Raw genomic sequence first — 15,736 nt, 5'->3', positions numbered from 1 at the left:
TAAGTATAGTCCATGGCGGGACGTGCGACGCCTGTAACTTCTTGTAGACTAAAAGAGAAATAGAGAGCTACTTACTAAACAGGCGACTTATAAAGAGAAGGGGAAGATAAAGATGAGTCACACACCAGTATGGATTCAGCGCTACATTCAATTTTTAGGGATTACACCACAATCACCATCGGCTGACCACTTGAGTCAAATCATAACCTCACATTTAAATAAAATTCCGTTTGAAAATATAAGTAAGCTACTACTGTTTAAAGAAGCAGGTGGAGCAGAGCGAGGTATTCCTGAACCGGATCAATATGTGAAGCAAATCATAGCGAAAAACTTAGGGGGGACCTGTTATTCTATCCACTATCATCTGTTGCACGTATTACAGCACCTAGGTTATAAGTGCCGCTGGACCAAGTTAGGGAAAAGTCATCTTGCTATCTTAGTTCAATTGCCAGAAGCTCCTAAGGAATGGGCATATATAGATTGTGGGTCTGCAGCCCCGTTTTTTTCTCCGGTCTTTTTTACTACTGATGTAGAGCAAGTTAGTTCATATGCAGGGGTAGAGTGTCGTATTGAAGCAGAGCCAGGTCAGGAGAATCACTTCCGTTATATAAGGACAGTAAATGGAGAACGAAAAGAATCGGATTGGGTATTTTCTCTTCATCAAACCTATACTTGGGCTGAGATTCGCCCATCCTTACAAGCTTCGTACGCTCTTGATTCTACCTTTATGAAACGAATTTTTTGCCAGCTCTACCAGTTAGAACAGGGGCGCAGCATTGCGTTAGATAATAACAAATTGACGATACGTACGCAGGACGGCAACGTAACGACACAATATTTACATGATTTGGATGAGGTGAAAGAAGTGATGCGAACGGAGTTCCATTTACCTCATCTTCCTCTAGAAGAAGCGATTGCAGTATTGCATGAACTAGGAGTTGATGTGTTTGCACCAGCGAAGAGTAAGTAAATAGTACTTGCTTAACAAAGACTGTAAAAAGATCCATCGCGGCGAGTATTTGGGGGCAGGATAAAAAAATGACCTCGGGGGGAAATATATTCTTAGAAAAAGTTAGGGGATGGGTGCCTTTCTTGCGAAGAGCGAGGGGCAAGTTGAACTAAAAACGGGTGCATATAGGGAGCTTAATTTGCCAGGAAACTCTGTCATTAAGCTCTTTTGCTGTCGCTTACATCACCTTTTCGCAGTTGAGTACAAAATGGGAGGAAAGATCGCTGGTTACAACGATATAGACTGGGAAATTGTATAAGAGAACGTGGCAATAACCTGTGAGAAATCCCTGTTATTTACCATTTGGTTATTAATACCAATATTGTGACGGTTTGTTCAGAACTCGTATGAGGAAATAGAGCAAGAAAGCGTTGACATTAACACCTATGCTTCGGTACGATTATACGGGATGATTAGGGTAGGAATGAGTAGTTTCATAAAGGATGCCACAAAGGGGTGTGGATGTGAACAAAAACACTGAAAACCCACTTCGCATGATGGGGTTGATCGGAACTCTGGGTTCGGAGATTGTCATCATGATTTTAATTGGCGTCTGGCTGGGGAAATGGTTGGATCAAACCTTTTCCACAGAACCTGTATGGTTGTTGGTAGGTGTGTTAGGTGGCCTTATCACAGGCATAGTAGGGGCAGCGATGACGTTGAAAGCATTTATAAAGGAATGACAGCGATGACGAACGAATTGGACTGGATACGGCGCCATATATTGCGATATTCAGGCATCATTCTTACTACCCTGGTACTGTTGTGGATAATAACTCCATACAAACCCTTTTTGGCAGGGATCATCCTGGGTGGATTGGTCAGTCTATACAATGTTCTTTACTTAGCGCGGCGCATCCGAATCATTGGTGAGCGCGTCGTTGCAGGACAAGGTCCAGCAGGAACAGGACTGGTTAACCGCATATTGATGATTGGATTCTCTGTAATCATGGCGGTCCGGTTTCCGGAGTGGATCGACTACCGCTCGCTGGTACTGGGTTGGCCGATTAGTTATATACTCCTAGCTGTCGTTGGCTACTTACTCGTACGCCATGACAGGATGGACAGAAAGGAGGAGAATGCTGATGGAAGCAACACCGAAGTTGGGTTCGGGGATATGGGCCATTGATTTAACCGTTGTATTGGGATCAGTCATCGTTGCAGCAATCGTTTTACTTCTTACGATTCTAGCTTCACGGCGTCTTAGTATGAGGCCGACGGGTTTACAAAACTTCATGGAGATGGTGATCGAATTTATCCAGGGAGTTACCCGCATGAGCTTGGATCATAAACAGGCGGATAAATTTTTAGGGATGGCATTTACGATATTCCTGTTCATCTTTTTTTCCAACCAATTGGGTGTCATCTTCATGCTTTCGGCAGAGGTGCATGAACCGATTCCTTCATTGGGCTTAACAAGCGAAGTGCTTGAAGACGCCCATAATGAAGTGTCGATTATTAAGTCGCCGACAGCAGATTTGAGTGTGGCATTTGCCCTCTCCTTTGCCATTACGCTGTTTGCACATTTCTTGGGGATTCGCAAGAACCCGAAGAAGTATGCTAAGCATTACTTTGAGCCTTATATACCGATGTTCCCACTCCATATCATCGATGAATTGGCAAAACCGACAACTCACGGGATGCGGTTATGGGCAAACATCTTTGCAGGTGAAGTATTGATCATCATCATGCTGAAGGCAGGCTTGTTGGCGGGGCTACCCCTGCTAATCTGGGTTGGATTTTCGATTTTTGTAGGAACGATCCAAGCCTTTATCTTTACCGTGTTAGCAATGGTGTATATTGGACAAAAAGTGGCGGATGATCACTAAAATTTTCTTAACTACTAAGGAGGATTTTTAAAATGAGTGTATTAGCTGGTGGAATCATGATCGCATTTGCAGCGATTGCAGCAGGTTTGGGGAACGCAATTTTGTTTAGCCGTTACATCGAGGGTATCGCTCGTCAACCAGAAGCACGTGGTACGTTGTTTGGTCAGTCCATGATCGCATTGGGTCTTGTTGAGGCGCTTCCAATTATTTCGATCGCTTTCGGGATCTTGGTATTGATGGGTGTCATCGGCAGCTAAAGTTACTTGAAGATAGAGTGGGGGACGGGATAACGCCCCCTTTTTGTTTCGATGTAAGAGGCCATTTGTGATTGAAAGGAGTGACCGGATTTGAGTCTACATGTGGGTACAATGGCATTTCTACTTGCGGTCGTCTTGGTTCTGATGCTATTGGTTTCGAAATTTGCTTTGCGTCCGATGGTAGAAGTGATGCGCAAGCGTCAATCCTATATCGATGAGCAAATTAGCGCGGCAGAAAATAGCCAGAAGCAGGCAGAGCAGTTGATTGCTGATCAACAAGCTGCATTGAAGGAGGCTCGCAACGAGGCACATGCGATTCTTGAACGTGCGAAGAAGCAGAAAGAGCAAGAAGCACAACAGATTATCGCTGCCGCTAACGAGCGTGCTGAACAAATGCTAAATGACGCGAAAGCGGAAATCATACAAGAAAAAGAAAAAGCGGTTGCCCAGTTGCGCGGTGAAGTGGGACAACTATCGGTCTTGCTTGCTTCAAAGCTGATGGAAAAAGAATTGGATGCAAGCGAACAAGCCAAACTGGTTGATCGTTACATCCAAGAGGCAGGGGAATTGCAATGAGTAGCGCAGTCGTAGCGAAGCGGTATGCCAAAGCGCTATTCGAGGCCGCTCAAGAACAAGGGTTGCTGGAACAAGTGGAGGAAGAGCTTGTGACAGTGGATCAAATGCTTGGGCATACCCCGGAACTTAAGAAATGGTTGACACACCCGACGGTAGATGTCAAGCAAAAGAAAGAAGTATTGCTGAAAGTAAGTGAGTCCATGTCAACGTTAACAACCAATGTGCTCATCTTATTGATCGAACGTGGTCGTGAAGCCGTTATTACTGACTTTGTGCGTAGCTATCAGAAGCTAGCCAACGAAGCGCGTGGAGTTGCTGAAGCGGTGGTAACAACGGCGGTTACACTTACAGAAGCAGAGGCTGCACAATTATCGCAAGCTTTTTCCAAGAAGATGGGGAAAGAATTGCGGATTACCAATATTGTTGATCCAACAATCATCGGTGGCGTTGTTGTACGCATCGGCGATCGTCTCTATGATGGCAGCATCAAAAGTAAGTTGGATCGGTTTGAACAACAGTTGCGTCAATCACATGTCAGTTAGACTGGGAAGGATAGGGGTGAATACCGAATGAGCATCAAACCAGAAGAGATTAGTGCGCTGATTAAACAGCAAATCGAGCAGGTTGGTTCTGCAATCGAAATGGTGGACGTAGGTAGCGTTATTCAAGTAGGTGACGGGATCGCACGCGTTCACGGATTGGAGAAAGTAATGGCAGGTGAGCTATTGGAATTTGCCAATGGCGTGATGGGCATGGCCCTTAACCTGGAAGAAGATCACGTAGGTGTGGTTATTCTCGGACCTTACACCGACATTCGGGAAGGGGACCAAGTGAAGCGGACGGGACGGATCATGGAAGTTCCTGTAGGGGAAGCACTACTCGGCCGAGTTGTTAACCCACTAGGACAGCCGCTTGATGGAAAAGGTCCAATCGAAACAACCGAAACACGTCCAGTTGAATCACCGGCTCCAGGTGTATTTGATCGGAAATCGGTACATGAACCGATGCAAACAGGAATCAAAGCGATCGATGCCATGATTCCAATCGGTCGTGGCCAGCGGGAATTGATCATTGGTGATCGTCAAACAGGTAAAACCACCATTGCGATCGACACCATCATTAATCAAAAAGATCAAGATGTGATTTGCGTCTATGTTGCGATCGGACAGAAGCAATCTACCGTGGTTAACGTGGTAGAGAAGCTGAAAAAAGCAGGTGCACTCGATTACACCATTATCGTAAGTGCAAGTGCGTCCGACCCTTCACCGCTTCTATTCTTATCACCATACTCCGGTTGTGCGATGGGTGAGTACTTCATGTACAAAGGCAAACACGTCCTTTGTGTATATGATGACTTGAGTAAACAAGCAGCAGCTTATCGTGAGCTTTCCTTGCTTCTTCGTCGTCCACCAGGTCGTGAAGCGTTCCCAGGGGATGTATTCTATCTTCACTCCCGCTTGTTGGAGCGCGCTGCGAAGTTAAGTGATGAGCGTGGTGGCGGTTCCTTAACTGCACTTCCGTTTATTGAAACGCAAGCAGGTGACGTCTCTGCGTATATCCCGACCAACGTAATCTCTATTACGGATGGTCAGATCTTCCTTGATACCGATCTCTTTAACTCAGGTGTGCGTCCAGCGGTAAACGTGGGAACCTCGGTTTCTCGTGTTGGTGGTGACGCACAGATTAAAGCGATTAAGAAAGTATCAGGTACCTTGAAGCTGGACTTGGCCCAGTACGAAGAACTACAAGCTTTTGCCCAGTTTGGTTCTGATTTGGATAAAGCAACCCAAGCGAAGTTGTCGCGTGGGGAGCGTACGGTTGAAATCTTGAAGCAGGGTGAGAATGCACCGCTCCCAGTGGAGAAGCAGATCGTTTCCATCTACATCGTAACCAAAGGACATCTTGATGATATTCCTGTGGAAGATGTAAGTCGCTTTGAACAAGAATTCCTCTCTTACATGGATAGTGAGCATAAAGACGTACTCAAGTCGATCGTAGAGAAGAAAGTATTGGAAGAGGCGACGGAAGAGAAACTGAAGGGTGCAATTGCCACCTTTAAAAAAGGGTTTGCCGTTTCAGGATCATAAGTTCTAGTAACACAAAGTGTATAAGTACCCATCAATATCTGAGTTCATCTGTCGGAGCGATCTGTACAGATGAACCAGCGATGGTGTAAAAGGCGGTGAATTGATATGCCGAATATGCGAGATATTAAGCGTCGCATTCGCTCCGTGGAAAACACAAAGCAGATTACTAAGGCGATGGAGATGGTTGCGGCGGCGAAGTTGCGGCGTGCGCAGGAGCGTGCGGAAGCGGCACGTCCCTATGCTGAGAAGCTGGGTGAAGTGGTAACCAGCATCGCAACAGGAACGCAAGGGGTAAGTCATCCGATGTTAACCTCCCGTCCAGTGAAAAAGACAGGGTATTTGATCATCACGTCAGATCGCGGGTTAGCAGGTGGGTTTAACGGTAACTTATTGCGTAAACTGGTGGCAACTGTGAAAGAGCGTCATCAGACTGAAGATGAATATACGATGTTCGTCATTGGACGCAAAGGGCTAGACTTCTTGAAGAAGCGTGGCTATCCGGTGCTCGACTCAGTAGTTGGGCTTCCAGATGATTTGGACTTTGCCGATGTGAAGGCAGTAGCCAAAAATGCGGTTCGCTATTATGCGGATGAGCAATTTGACGAATTATATCTGTTATATAACGAGTTTGTAAATCCAGTAACACAGATACCAGTCGAAAAACGATTGTTACCTTTGGAAGATCTCGCTCAGGAAGAGTCGGGTAACTCTCCCGCATATGAGTATGAACCTTCAGCAGAAGAAGTGTTGGAATCCTTGCTTCCTCGCTATGCGGAAACCTTGATTTACAGTGCGGCTTTGGAGTCGAAAGCGAGTGAACAAGGTGCTCGTATGTCTGCTATGGGTAGTGCCACTGATAATGCGAGCGAAATGATCGGTAAGCTGAATCTGCACTACAACCGCGCACGTCAAGCGGCGATTACACAAGAACTGGCAGAAATCGTCGCTGGAGCGAACGCGTAACGGATAGAATGATGAAGATGTGCCATAAGGAGGGAACATGATGAGCAAAGGACGCGTCATTCAGGTTATGGGTCCCGTTGTCGATATTGAATTCGAACGCGGACATCTTCCTGAAATTTATAATGCGATTACCATTCATCAACCAGCGTCCGCTAGCGGCGGACAGGAATTAAACTTGACGGTAGAAACAGCGCTACACTTAGGCGACAATGCAGTTCGTTGTGTTGCGATGTCATCTACTGATGGATTGATTCGCGGTGCGGAAGCGACCGATAGCGGAAAGCCGATTTCCGTTCCAACCGGTCGTTCCACCCTAGGACGGGTATTTAACGTTTTGGGTGAACCGATTGATGAACAAGGAGAAGTAAAAGGAGAGAAGGTAGAGCCGATTCATCGTGCTGCTCCTTCATACGAAGATTTATCTACAGCAGAAGAGATGCTGGAAACGGGAATTAAAGTTGTTGACTTGCTTGCACCATATGCTAAAGGCGGTAAGATCGGTCTGTTTGGTGGTGCGGGTGTAGGGAAAACGGTTTTGATTCAGGAATTGATTAACAACATCGCGCAAGAACATGGCGGGTTGTCCGTCTTTGCAGGTGTGGGTGAGCGTACCCGTGAAGGGAACGACCTCTACATGGAGATGAAAGATTCCGGTGTTATCGAAAAAACCACGATGGTGTTTGGTCAGATGAACGAACCACCAGGTGCGCGTCTCCGTGTAGCGCTTACAGGTTTAACGATGGCTGAGCATTTCCGTGACGAAGAAGGACAAGACGTGCTTCTGTTTGTTGACAACATTTTCCGCTTCACCCAAGCGGGTTCAGAAGTATCGGCACTTTTGGGTCGGATGCCTTCTGCGGTAGGTTATCAGCCAACTTTGGCAACGGAAATGGGTCAATTGCAAGAACGAATCACTTCGACCAAGAAAGGTTCGGTTACCTCTATCCAGGCCATTTATGTGCCTGCGGATGATTATACCGATCCAGCGCCGGCGACCACCTTCGCCCACTTGGATGCGACCACCAACTTGGATCGTGGCTTAACACAAAAAGGGATTTACCCAGCGGTAGATCCATTGGCTTCAACCTCTCGTATCTTGTCCCCGGCTGTTGTGGGTCAAGACCATTATGAAGTAGCGCGTGGGGTACAGGAAGTACTACAACGCTATAAAGAGTTACAAGATATTATTGCGATCTTGGGCATGGATGAATTGTCCGATGAGGATAAACTGGTTGTAGGTCGCGCACGTCGTATCGAGAAGTTCCTTTCGCAGCCGTTCCACGTGGCGGAGCAATTTACCAACATGCCTGGTAAATATGTATCTGTAAAAGATACGGTACGTAGCTTTAAAGAAATTCTCGAAGGAAAGCATGACAACTTGCCTGAAGACGCGTTCTACATGGTAGGAAGCATCGATGATGCAATCGAGAAAGCGAAACAGCTGGTATAAGGCTGCGTAAAAGGAGCGAATGCCCGTGAGTACCATGCAGCTTGATATTGTGACACCCGAACGGAAAGTATACTCTGAGCAGGTGGAAATGGTATCTACGCGTGCGGCAGAAGGAGATATTGGGATTCTTCCTAATCACATCCCTCTTGTCAGCCCCTTAGATATCACCATCGTGCGCATCAAAAAGAGTGGCCAAGAGCTACAGATTGCGATTAGTGGCGGGTTTCTCGAAGTGCGTCCTGATAAAGTGACCATCTTGGCAGAAACCGCTGAACTACCAAGTGAGATTGATGTGGATCGTGCTGAACGTGCAAAAGTGCGTGCAGAACAACGCCTTGTCAATAAACAGGATGATGTCGATTTTCGTCGTGCTGAGATGGCAATGCAGCGTGCGATCAATCGTCTCAATATCTCTGGTCGTCGCTAAGCACTAACAAAGCAGTGCCCTTTGGGGTGCTGCTTTTTTTTACTAAGTATAATCATTGTTTACAGTGATAAGACGATACAGTATAATATAACCATTAATGTGAAAAGAGTGATGCGATGTGCTAGCAAAGGTGTTTCATTCCTAGTCAATAATGAATAGAGCATAAAAGTTTAGATAATCTTCTCTTCCTGTGCAGGAGCGATGCCTATCTGGTCATCACTTCGGCTTTAAAAAGTTGGGAATTGGAGGTCTATTTCGTATGCTTTTTTGCTCTTTCTTGAATGAGCACCTGCTATCATCTGCTGGCTCGCATCCCTATAAATAGAGTTAGAGACTCTCCGTGTAAGGAGAGCTTTTAGAGCGGAAACAAGTATGGTGATCATCCATACTTGTTTTTTGTTTTCCACAGATGATGCGTGAGGAGTTTATTTGAGGATCCCAAAAATAGAGGAGTCTAAAAATGAATCATTCTTTCTCAGCGTATCACGTTTATCTTATCTATTCAGGGATGACATCCCTTTTTTTTTGCTTTAATGTCCACTGTAAGTCAGGTTTTCTATATCGAAACCATTGGCATGAATGCTTTTCAGTTGGTATTAGTAGGAATGACATTGGAATTAAGTTGTTTTATCTTTGAAATCCCTACAGGGATAGTAGCTGATCGAACGAGTCGTAAACGCTCCATTGTGATCGGACTCTCTTTGATGGGAATGGGTTTTCTCCTCGAAGGGTTATGGCCGTTCTTTTACTCTGTTCTTGTAGCGCAGTTGATTTGGGGATTGGGGATTACGTTTATTAGTGGGGCAGATGATGCTTGGATCGCGGATGAATGGCAGAAAGAGCATCTATCGTCCGTTTACTTACGGGGAGCACAAGTGGCACAAGGAGGAGCATTAATCGGAATTGGTATAAGCATTATGTTAGCTCAATTAAGCTATGCTCTTCCTATAATTTTAAGTGGTATCAGTTTTCTTATTTTAGCAATGTTTCTAACGGCATGTATGCCGGAGCAGCACTTTCATCCGCTGGCAAACCATGGGTTGACTAGTTGGAACAAGTGGGTGGGGATAGCTATTGCCGGCTTTAAATATATTAGGAAAAGTTATATGTTATGGGTGGCGCTATTCGTTGCCCTGTTACAGGGGCTTTATTCCGAAGGATTTGATCGATTATGGACACTTCACTTTTTGCAGCAGTTTACTCTACCAGAGATTGGATCACTTGATCCAGTCGTATGGTTTGGAATTTTAAATGGTGGAGCGATGGTACTCAATATCATAGTAGTCGAATGGATACGTAGGAGGGTTGAAAAAAGCGGCAATTTAGAGTATGTTTGGATATTGGCGCTTATTAACCTGTTTTTAATGGCAGCAATCGTCTTTTTTGCTTTCACCAGCCACTTTATGCTCGCCATTATGACTTACTGGCTGGTTTTTATCCTTCGTGGTACCAATGCCCCTCTCTTTCGTGCTTGGATAAACTCTCAAATTAAAAGTAGTCAGGTACGGGCTACCGTGATGTCCACTGTGGGTCAAGTAGATGCTCTCGGACAGATTGGTGGGGGACCGATATTGGGATGGATTGCGCTAAAATCGTCAGTGGGGCTTAGTATTATGAGTAGTAGTGTGATATTAGCTCCGGTAGTGCTTTTGTACGTACTGATAGGGATCAATAATGGGAGAAAGTGAGCAAGGCTGAAAGGAGAGGACTACCTCTCCTTATTTTCACGCACGATCTGTTGACAACTTAGTTTTTGTGATCTATGGAGATTCTTATCGATCAAGTTAGGAGTTTAGACTGGGGTCTTCTCTGCTTTGGTATCGTTGGGGAATCGTCTGAACGTATAGCTCGAATGAAAATGAGAGCGCTTACATCAACTGTGCAAAAAATGGAGGAAAAGCGGAGGCAGATCACGAATGAATACATGTATCAACAAGACAGTAAATCATAGTTTACAAATAAGTGGGAAGACTCATAATTGGTGATTTTACACGTACGCTTCAGAGGGGGAGGTGAGAACGGGATTGGACATCTCGCAGTCATTTCTTATGATCGCTTACTTTATTTTTATCGGTGTGGCACTGCCTGTCATCGCCTTTACTCTCTCTCGCTGGCTTAGACCTGATTTTCCTTCGGAAGAGAAGAGGATCACGTATGAGAGCGGGGCTGAACCGGTAGGAGATAGTTGGATCCAGTTTAATGTACGTTATTATCTGTTTGCGCTCTTGTTTGTAATTTTTGAAGTGGAAGCCGCTTTTCTTTATCCCTGGGCGACAGCGTATGATACTCTTCGAGATGAAATCGGACTCTTTGTTCTCTTTGAGATGGGGCTCTTTTTATTCATGTTGATTGTAGGGCTTCTCTATGCTTGGAAAAAGAAGGTGTTTGAATGGGAGTAAAAGAGGATGGATTACTGTTACCAGAGCAACAGGAATTAGAACGGAATGTGCTTACGACCACGCTAGATCGGGTAAAGGGGTGGGCACGTAGCCAGTCGATGTGGCCGCTTACATTCGGTCTCGCTTGTTGTGCAATTGAAATGATGGGTACAGGAGGAGCACATTACGATCTCGATCGTTTTGGTGTTATTTTTCGGGCTTCTCCGCGGCAGTCTGATGTGATGATCGTGTCAGGAACGGTGACGAAAAAAATGGCGCCGTTGCTCAGGAGATTATATGATCAGATGCCAGAGCCGAAATGGGTGATTGCAATGGGTTCTTGTGCTACAGCAGGAGGACCATATGTAAAGTCGTATGCGGTGGTCAAAGGGGTGGATCAAGTCGTACCTGTCGATGTATACATTCCAGGTTGTCCGCCTAATCCAGCTGCCTTGATATATGGTATTCACAAATTAAAAGAGAAAATTCAGTACGAAGCGAAGACAGGGAAGCAGGTGACATAAGCGGATGAGTGAAAAACAGCAACCCAAACAATCCTCTGCACCAAGACTGGATAAGCGGCACAGGAGAGTAGAGGAGGCTGAGAACAATGGTGAGGAATCGAAGCAGACAGAGCGAGCTAAAGAGCTAGCGCAAGGAAGAGGGAAGGTTATCGAGAAGAAAGAGCGACCAGCCTCACGCGCGAAAAAAGAAACAGAGCCTCCTCCTCCTTCTCCAAAACAGCCACTATTGGAAGAGTGGGTAGCGACGATAAGTGCGGAGCTGGGTGAGGATGTGATCCAAGAGGCTTATATTAACCAACGGAATAATCATTTGCTCACCTGGGTTGTTCCCCCTTCAAAATGGAGAGGCGTAGCTTCTTTTTTACGTGATGATCCATCATTTTCCTTCGATTATTTACGCCATTTTGCAGGTCTGGATCAAGGAGAGTATTTAGAAGTAGTCGTTCATCTCCATTCTTTTATTCATAAACATGACCTCTGTATTCATGTTCCCACACCAAAAGAGGAGGCAACAGTGCCCTCTGTGACAGATATCTGGGCGGGAGCAGATTGGAACGAGCGGGAAGCATATGATTTACTTGGGATCTCCTTCACCGGTCATCCCAATTTACGTCGAATTTTGTTGCCGGACGACTGGACGGGTCACCCTCTTCGAAAAGATTATGAGCCATATGATGAAGGGATATAGCTACTTAAGTTCGTTTCAACGAAAGCTAACACATCAGGGGATCAGGTAAACCCCATCTGATTGGAAACGTCCCCTTTAGAAGAGGACGTGGGATCTAAAGCTGGTTTGAAAGATAGGGATCGGAATGTTAGAAACTATTTGGTTTTTAGCTATCAATATAGGGTGAGTTTGCGAGGTCATACTTGGTTATTAAACCTCTTTATAATGGAGGAATGTTGACATTATGTTGCGCACAGAAGAGATGCTACTTAATGTAGGACCACAACACCCCAGTACACATGGTGTCTTTCGACTCGTACTAAAAATTGATGGAGAGATCATTCGCGAAGCGACGCCAGTCATTGGGTATTTGCACCGTGGGACAGAAAAGCTGGCGGAGGAATTAAATTATACACAAATTATTCCCTATACGGATCGGATGGACTATGTATCAGGGATGACCAATAATTATGCCCTGGTACAAGCGGTGGAGACGATGATGGAGACGAATGTGCCAGAGCGAGCGGAGTATTTGCGCGTGATAGCGATGGAATTAAATCGCATCGCCAGCCATCTTGTTTGGTTTGGCACGTACTTATTAGATATTGGAGCGATGAGCCCATTTCTGTTTGCCTTTCGGGAACGAGAAAAAATTTTGGATCTTTTTAATGAATTATGTGGAGCGCGTATTACCTTCAATTATATGCGGGTGGGTGGAGTAAAGTGGGATGCCTCACCTATCTGGCTTAAAAAAGTAGAGCAATTAGTTGTAGATATGGAGCACCATGTGGACGAATATGAAGCCTTGATAACAGGAAATGAAATCTTTCAGGGACGGACCCAGGGTATAGGCGTCTATGATGCCAAAACAGCTATTCAATATGGATTGACTGGTAGTAATTTGCGTGTGACTGGAGTGAAGTGGGACCTCCGTAAAGATGAGCCTTACTCTATATACGATCGTTTTCAATTTGATATTCCGGTGGGGGAGACATCGGATCTGTTTGCTAAGTATGTATGTCGAATGGGTGAGATGCGTCAGTCCCTTCGCATTCTAGCTCAAGCTTTGCAACAGATTCCCTCAGGACCGATCATGGCTAAAGTGCCTCGCCTTATTCGTTTGCCTGAAGGGGAGGTTTATACGCGTTTGGAATCACCGCGGGGAGAGTTAGGGTGTTATTTGGTTACGAAAGGAAAGGGGGATAAGCCATGGCGTTGTAAATTCCGTCGCCCTTCATTTAATAACTTGCAAATACTGCCCCATTTACTAGAAGGGGAAAACATGGCTAATCTCGTTGCCATCCTAGGCGGAATTGATATCGTACTGGGGGAGGTGGATTGTTGATGATATGGGTAGGTCCTGTCGCCTTACTCTTGCTCGTCTTAGGATTTGTCACGATGGCAATTTTGTTTGAGCGCAAAGTGATCGGCTGGATCCAAAGCCGTATTGGTCCTAATCAGGTAGGGCCTTGGGGGTTGCTACAGACGGTTGCCGATGTACTCAAATTGTTAATCAAAGAGGATATTATTCCACGTCAAGCAGATGAAGCACTATTTAAGTGGGCACCCGCGCTTGCATTTATGCCAGCTTTTGTTGTGATAGCTGTGATTCCCTTTACGGATGCGCTCGTTTTTGCCGATGTGGGTGTTGGTCTCCTCTTCTATCTTGCGCTCTCCAGCTTGACCACAATTGCGATAGTGGTAGGTGGTTACGCTTCTAATAATAAGTATGCGCTCTTAGGTTCTATGAGGACGGCAGCACAGATGATTAGCTATGAGGTTCCGTTAGTGATGGCACTTGTCGGTGTGGTGTTAACAGTGGGTAGTCTCAATCTGATTGAGATTGTAGAAGCACAAACCAAAGTATGGCTGATTATTCCTCAATTTTTAGCCTTTGTCATCTTTTATATCTCTTCCTTGGCAGAGTTGAACCGTACGCCTTTTGATCTTCCAGAAGCGGAGTCAGAGCTAGTGGGTGGGTATCATGTGGAGTACAGTGGTTTTCGGTTCGCTTTTTTCATGTTAACAGAATATGTATACGTGTTCGTGATGGCTTCTCTCACCACAATACTATTTTTGGGGGGGTGGTTGCCTCTCTTTGGTTTAACCATGATTCCAGCTTTGGTTTGGTTTATCCTCAAATTTTCACTTGTCGTCTTTAGTTTGATTTGGATTCGTGCCACGTTACCACGAATGCGGGTCGATCAGTTGATGCAATTGGGTTGGAAGGTATTATTACCTCTTGCTCTGTTCAACTTATTTGCTTCAGCCTTACTAAAAGAAGTTCCAGTGCTGGGTACCTACTTTTAAGGAAGGGAAGGGGGATAATAATGTTTGGCATGCTAAAAGGAATGGGCATTACGCTGAAAAACATGACGAAACCGAAGGTGACATATCAATATCCCGCTCAGCCACTGCATATGCCGGAACGTTTTCGTGGGATTCAATACTTTGAGCCGGAGATGTGTATCGTGTGTAATCAATGTGTACGTGTGTGTCCAACGGAATGCATATCGCTTACTGGACGCAAGCATCCTGACCCAGGGAAGAAAGGGAAAATAATCGAAACATATGATATAAATTTTGAAATTTGTATTTTATGCGATTTGTGTACGGAGGTTTGTCCGACGGAGGCGATTGTGATGACCACCAATTATGAATTAGCCACTTATAGTCGGGACGAATTATTTAAAGATATGAATTGGCTACATGATAACGATACCAACATAAGAGGAGGCACCTTAGCAGATGACAGCAGCGATTAGTATGGAAGGGATTGCGTTTTTTTTCCTCTCAACGATGGTCATCGGCGGTGCCGTCTTTATGATTCACTTTACGAAAGTCGTGCACATGGCGTTAGCGCTATCTTTTACCTTCCTCGGTATAGCGGGGCTATATGCGCTTTTACAAGCACCTTTCCTAGCGGTAATCCAGGTGCTCGTCTATGCTGGCGCTGTAACGATACTGATCTTATTTGGAATTATGCTGACTGGATCGTCCACAACAGCTCCATCTGAGCGCTCATGGCATCCAGTTATCTCGTTTATCGGGGTAGCATCGTTACTTGTATTACTGCTGGGAGTGATTTATCAAACTCCGCTTTCACGAGAGAAGGAAGTGGATTCAGTCACTGCGGCGGATCTTGGAGAGCTTACCTTAACGCAGTATGTGATCGCATTTGAGGCAGTATCTTTGCTATTACTTGTTGCGTTGGTAGGGGCGATTCTATTAGCGCGGAAAGAGGGGGGGAGCTCGTAAGGTGATTTTATCTTCTTATCTTTCTTTGGGAGCAATTTTATTTTCGATTGGTTTGTTCGGTGTGTTGACAAAACGGAATCCCATTATCGTTTTAATTTCGATTGAATTAATGTTAAATGCAGCTAATCTTAATTTGGTCGCATTCTCTAGATGGGGGGTGTCTGCCAATGCGACAGGGCAGATCTTTTCTCTCTTTTCTATCACAGTAGCAGCCGCAGAGGTAGCTGTAGGATTGGCGATTGTGATTGCTCTCTTTCGTAATCGGCACGTACGTGAAGTGGATCGTATCAACAAATTGAAAGGGTAGGGTA

The 15,736-nt window shown here is 45.3% G+C and carries 21 protein-coding genes; all 21 read left to right on the top strand.

Annotated elements, in window-relative coordinates:
• Nucleotides 1–112 precede the first annotated feature (112 nt).
• Nucleotides 113–970 carry an arylamine N-acetyltransferase gene (locus NXZ84_RS12125; RefSeq protein WP_258840591.1) on the top strand — a complete coding sequence of 286 codons (858 nt, stop codon included), beginning with the start codon at nt 113–115 and terminating at the stop codon, nt 968–970.
• 109 nt (nt 971–1,079) lie between these two features.
• Nucleotides 1,080–1,268 (top strand): hypothetical protein, encoded by a 189-nt coding sequence (locus NXZ84_RS12120; protein WP_258840590.1) that lies wholly within the window; start codon nt 1,080–1,082, stop codon nt 1,266–1,268.
• A gap of 205 nt (nt 1,269–1,473) precedes the next feature.
• The gene (locus NXZ84_RS12115; protein WP_258840589.1) at nt 1,474–1,692 is read left to right on the top strand and encodes an AtpZ/AtpI family protein; all 219 of its coding nucleotides are present in this window, start codon (nt 1,474–1,476) and stop codon (nt 1,690–1,692) included.
• Complete coding sequence (locus NXZ84_RS12110) at nt 1,689–2,138, top strand: ATP synthase subunit I (RefSeq protein ID WP_258840588.1); 450 nt, start codon at nt 1,689–1,691, stop codon at nt 2,136–2,138. Before NXZ84_RS12115 ends, NXZ84_RS12110 begins: the two co-directional genes overlap by 4 nt.
• Nucleotides 2,095–2,838 carry a F0F1 ATP synthase subunit A gene (atpB, locus tag NXZ84_RS12105; RefSeq protein ID WP_258840587.1) on the top strand — a complete coding sequence of 248 codons (744 nt, stop codon included), beginning with the start codon at nt 2,095–2,097 and terminating at the stop codon, nt 2,836–2,838. Before NXZ84_RS12110 ends, atpB begins: the two co-directional genes overlap by 44 nt.
• A 32-nt stretch (nt 2,839–2,870) precedes the next feature.
• Nucleotides 2,871–3,095, top strand: coding sequence for a F0F1 ATP synthase subunit C (atpE, locus tag NXZ84_RS12100; RefSeq protein WP_258840586.1), 225 nt, complete (start codon nt 2,871–2,873; stop codon nt 3,093–3,095).
• Nucleotides 3,096–3,185: 90 nt separating this feature from the next.
• On the top strand, nt 3,186–3,671 hold the full coding sequence (atpF, locus tag NXZ84_RS12095) for a F0F1 ATP synthase subunit B (protein WP_258840585.1): 486 nt from the start codon (nt 3,186–3,188) through the stop codon (nt 3,669–3,671).
• Nucleotides 3,668–4,213, top strand: coding sequence for a F0F1 ATP synthase subunit delta (locus NXZ84_RS12090; protein WP_258840584.1), 546 nt, complete (start codon nt 3,668–3,670; stop codon nt 4,211–4,213). The genes atpF and NXZ84_RS12090 overlap by 4 nt, the downstream gene beginning before the upstream one ends.
• Before the next feature lie 27 nt (nt 4,214–4,240).
• On the top strand, nt 4,241–5,758 hold the full coding sequence (atpA, locus tag NXZ84_RS12085) for a F0F1 ATP synthase subunit alpha (RefSeq protein ID WP_258840583.1): 1,518 nt from the start codon (nt 4,241–4,243) through the stop codon (nt 5,756–5,758).
• A 105-nt stretch (nt 5,759–5,863) separates the two neighbouring features.
• Nucleotides 5,864–6,721, top strand: a complete 858-nt coding sequence (gene atpG, locus NXZ84_RS12080; RefSeq protein WP_258840582.1) for an ATP synthase F1 subunit gamma — start codon at nt 5,864–5,866, stop codon at nt 6,719–6,721.
• 40 nt (nt 6,722–6,761) lie between these two features.
• Complete coding sequence (gene atpD / locus NXZ84_RS12075) at nt 6,762–8,171, top strand: F0F1 ATP synthase subunit beta (RefSeq protein ID WP_258840581.1); 1,410 nt, start codon at nt 6,762–6,764, stop codon at nt 8,169–8,171.
• A gap of 25 nt (nt 8,172–8,196) precedes the next feature.
• On the top strand, nt 8,197–8,598 hold the full coding sequence (locus NXZ84_RS12070) for a F0F1 ATP synthase subunit epsilon (RefSeq protein ID WP_258840580.1): 402 nt from the start codon (nt 8,197–8,199) through the stop codon (nt 8,596–8,598).
• A gap of 533 nt (nt 8,599–9,131) precedes the next feature.
• The gene (locus tag NXZ84_RS12065) at nt 9,132–10,286 is read left to right on the top strand and encodes an MFS transporter (RefSeq protein WP_258840579.1); all 1,155 of its coding nucleotides are present in this window, start codon (nt 9,132–9,134) and stop codon (nt 10,284–10,286) included.
• Between the two features lie 360 nt (nt 10,287–10,646).
• Entirely contained in the window at nt 10,647–10,997 is a 351-nt protein-coding gene (gene ndhC / locus NXZ84_RS12060) for an NADH-quinone oxidoreductase subunit A (protein ID WP_258840578.1), read from the top strand.
• The gene (locus tag NXZ84_RS12055; RefSeq protein ID WP_258840577.1) at nt 10,988–11,500 is read left to right on the top strand and encodes a NuoB/complex I 20 kDa subunit family protein; all 513 of its coding nucleotides are present in this window, start codon (nt 10,988–10,990) and stop codon (nt 11,498–11,500) included. The genes ndhC and NXZ84_RS12055 overlap by 10 nt, the downstream gene beginning before the upstream one ends.
• A 4-nt stretch (nt 11,501–11,504) precedes the next feature.
• Nucleotides 11,505–12,188, top strand: a complete 684-nt coding sequence (locus NXZ84_RS12050; protein ID WP_258840576.1) for an NADH-quinone oxidoreductase subunit C — start codon at nt 11,505–11,507, stop codon at nt 12,186–12,188.
• 223 nt (nt 12,189–12,411) lie between these two features.
• Entirely contained in the window at nt 12,412–13,512 is a 1,101-nt protein-coding gene (locus NXZ84_RS12045) for an NADH-quinone oxidoreductase subunit D (RefSeq protein ID WP_258840575.1), read from the top strand.
• The gene (nuoH, locus tag NXZ84_RS12040) at nt 13,512–14,477 is read left to right on the top strand and encodes an NADH-quinone oxidoreductase subunit NuoH (RefSeq protein WP_258840664.1); all 966 of its coding nucleotides are present in this window, start codon (nt 13,512–13,514) and stop codon (nt 14,475–14,477) included. The genes NXZ84_RS12045 and nuoH overlap by 1 nt, the downstream gene beginning before the upstream one ends.
• Nucleotides 14,478–14,497: 20 nt before the next feature.
• On the top strand, nt 14,498–14,932 hold the full coding sequence (gene nuoI, locus NXZ84_RS12035) for an NADH-quinone oxidoreductase subunit NuoI (protein WP_258840574.1): 435 nt from the start codon (nt 14,498–14,500) through the stop codon (nt 14,930–14,932).
• A complete protein-coding gene (locus tag NXZ84_RS12030; protein WP_258840573.1) occupies nt 14,916–15,425 on the top strand; it encodes an NADH-quinone oxidoreductase subunit J in 510 nt (169 codons plus the stop codon). The genes nuoI and NXZ84_RS12030 overlap by 17 nt, the downstream gene beginning before the upstream one ends.
• A gap of 1 nt (nt 15,426) precedes the next feature.
• Complete coding sequence (gene nuoK / locus NXZ84_RS12025; protein WP_258840572.1) at nt 15,427–15,732, top strand: NADH-quinone oxidoreductase subunit NuoK; 306 nt, start codon at nt 15,427–15,429, stop codon at nt 15,730–15,732.
• Nucleotides 15,733–15,736 lie beyond the last annotated feature (4 nt).

The organism is Mechercharimyces sp. CAU 1602 (assembly GCF_024753565.1).
In the GTDB taxonomy this organism is placed as follows: domain Bacteria; phylum Bacillota; class Bacilli; order Thermoactinomycetales; family JANTPT01; genus Mechercharimyces.
Note: the sequence above shows the minus strand (reverse complement) of the source record. Positions and strands in the feature narration are given on the sequence as shown.

Bases quoted from the DNA above. Each gene is read 5' to 3' on its own strand.
- NXZ84_RS12120 (WP_258840590.1), top strand. From the start codon at position 1,080: ATGGGTGCCTTTCTTGCGAAGAGCGAGGGGCAAGTTGAACTAAAAACG.
- NXZ84_RS12125 (WP_258840591.1), top strand. From the start codon at position 113: ATGAGTCACACACCAGTATGGATTCAGCGCTACATTCAATTTTTAGGG.
- nuoI (WP_258840574.1), top strand. From the start codon at position 14,498: ATGTTTGGCATGCTAAAAGGAATGGGCATTACGCTGAAAAACATGACG.
- ndhC (WP_258840578.1), top strand. From the start codon at position 10,647: ATGATCGCTTACTTTATTTTTATCGGTGTGGCACTGCCTGTCATCGCC.
- nuoH (WP_258840664.1), top strand. From the start codon at position 13,512: ATGATATGGGTAGGTCCTGTCGCCTTACTCTTGCTCGTCTTAGGATTT.
- atpG (WP_258840582.1), top strand. From the start codon at position 5,864: ATGCCGAATATGCGAGATATTAAGCGTCGCATTCGCTCCGTGGAAAAC.
- NXZ84_RS12065 (WP_258840579.1), top strand. From the start codon at position 9,132: ATGTCCACTGTAAGTCAGGTTTTCTATATCGAAACCATTGGCATGAAT.
- atpD (WP_258840581.1), top strand. From the start codon at position 6,762: ATGAGCAAAGGACGCGTCATTCAGGTTATGGGTCCCGTTGTCGATATT.
- atpE (WP_258840586.1), top strand. From the start codon at position 2,871: ATGAGTGTATTAGCTGGTGGAATCATGATCGCATTTGCAGCGATTGCA.
- atpA (WP_258840583.1), top strand. From the start codon at position 4,241: ATGAGCATCAAACCAGAAGAGATTAGTGCGCTGATTAAACAGCAAATC.
- atpB (WP_258840587.1), top strand. From the start codon at position 2,095: ATGGAAGCAACACCGAAGTTGGGTTCGGGGATATGGGCCATTGATTTA.
- NXZ84_RS12110 (WP_258840588.1), top strand. From the start codon at position 1,689: ATGACAGCGATGACGAACGAATTGGACTGGATACGGCGCCATATATTG.
- NXZ84_RS12050 (WP_258840576.1), top strand. From the start codon at position 11,505: ATGAGTGAAAAACAGCAACCCAAACAATCCTCTGCACCAAGACTGGAT.
- NXZ84_RS12045 (WP_258840575.1), top strand. From the start codon at position 12,412: ATGTTGCGCACAGAAGAGATGCTACTTAATGTAGGACCACAACACCCC.
- NXZ84_RS12030 (WP_258840573.1), top strand. From the start codon at position 14,916: ATGACAGCAGCGATTAGTATGGAAGGGATTGCGTTTTTTTTCCTCTCA.
- NXZ84_RS12055 (WP_258840577.1), top strand. From the start codon at position 10,988: ATGGGAGTAAAAGAGGATGGATTACTGTTACCAGAGCAACAGGAATTA.
- NXZ84_RS12090 (WP_258840584.1), top strand. From the start codon at position 3,668: ATGAGTAGCGCAGTCGTAGCGAAGCGGTATGCCAAAGCGCTATTCGAG.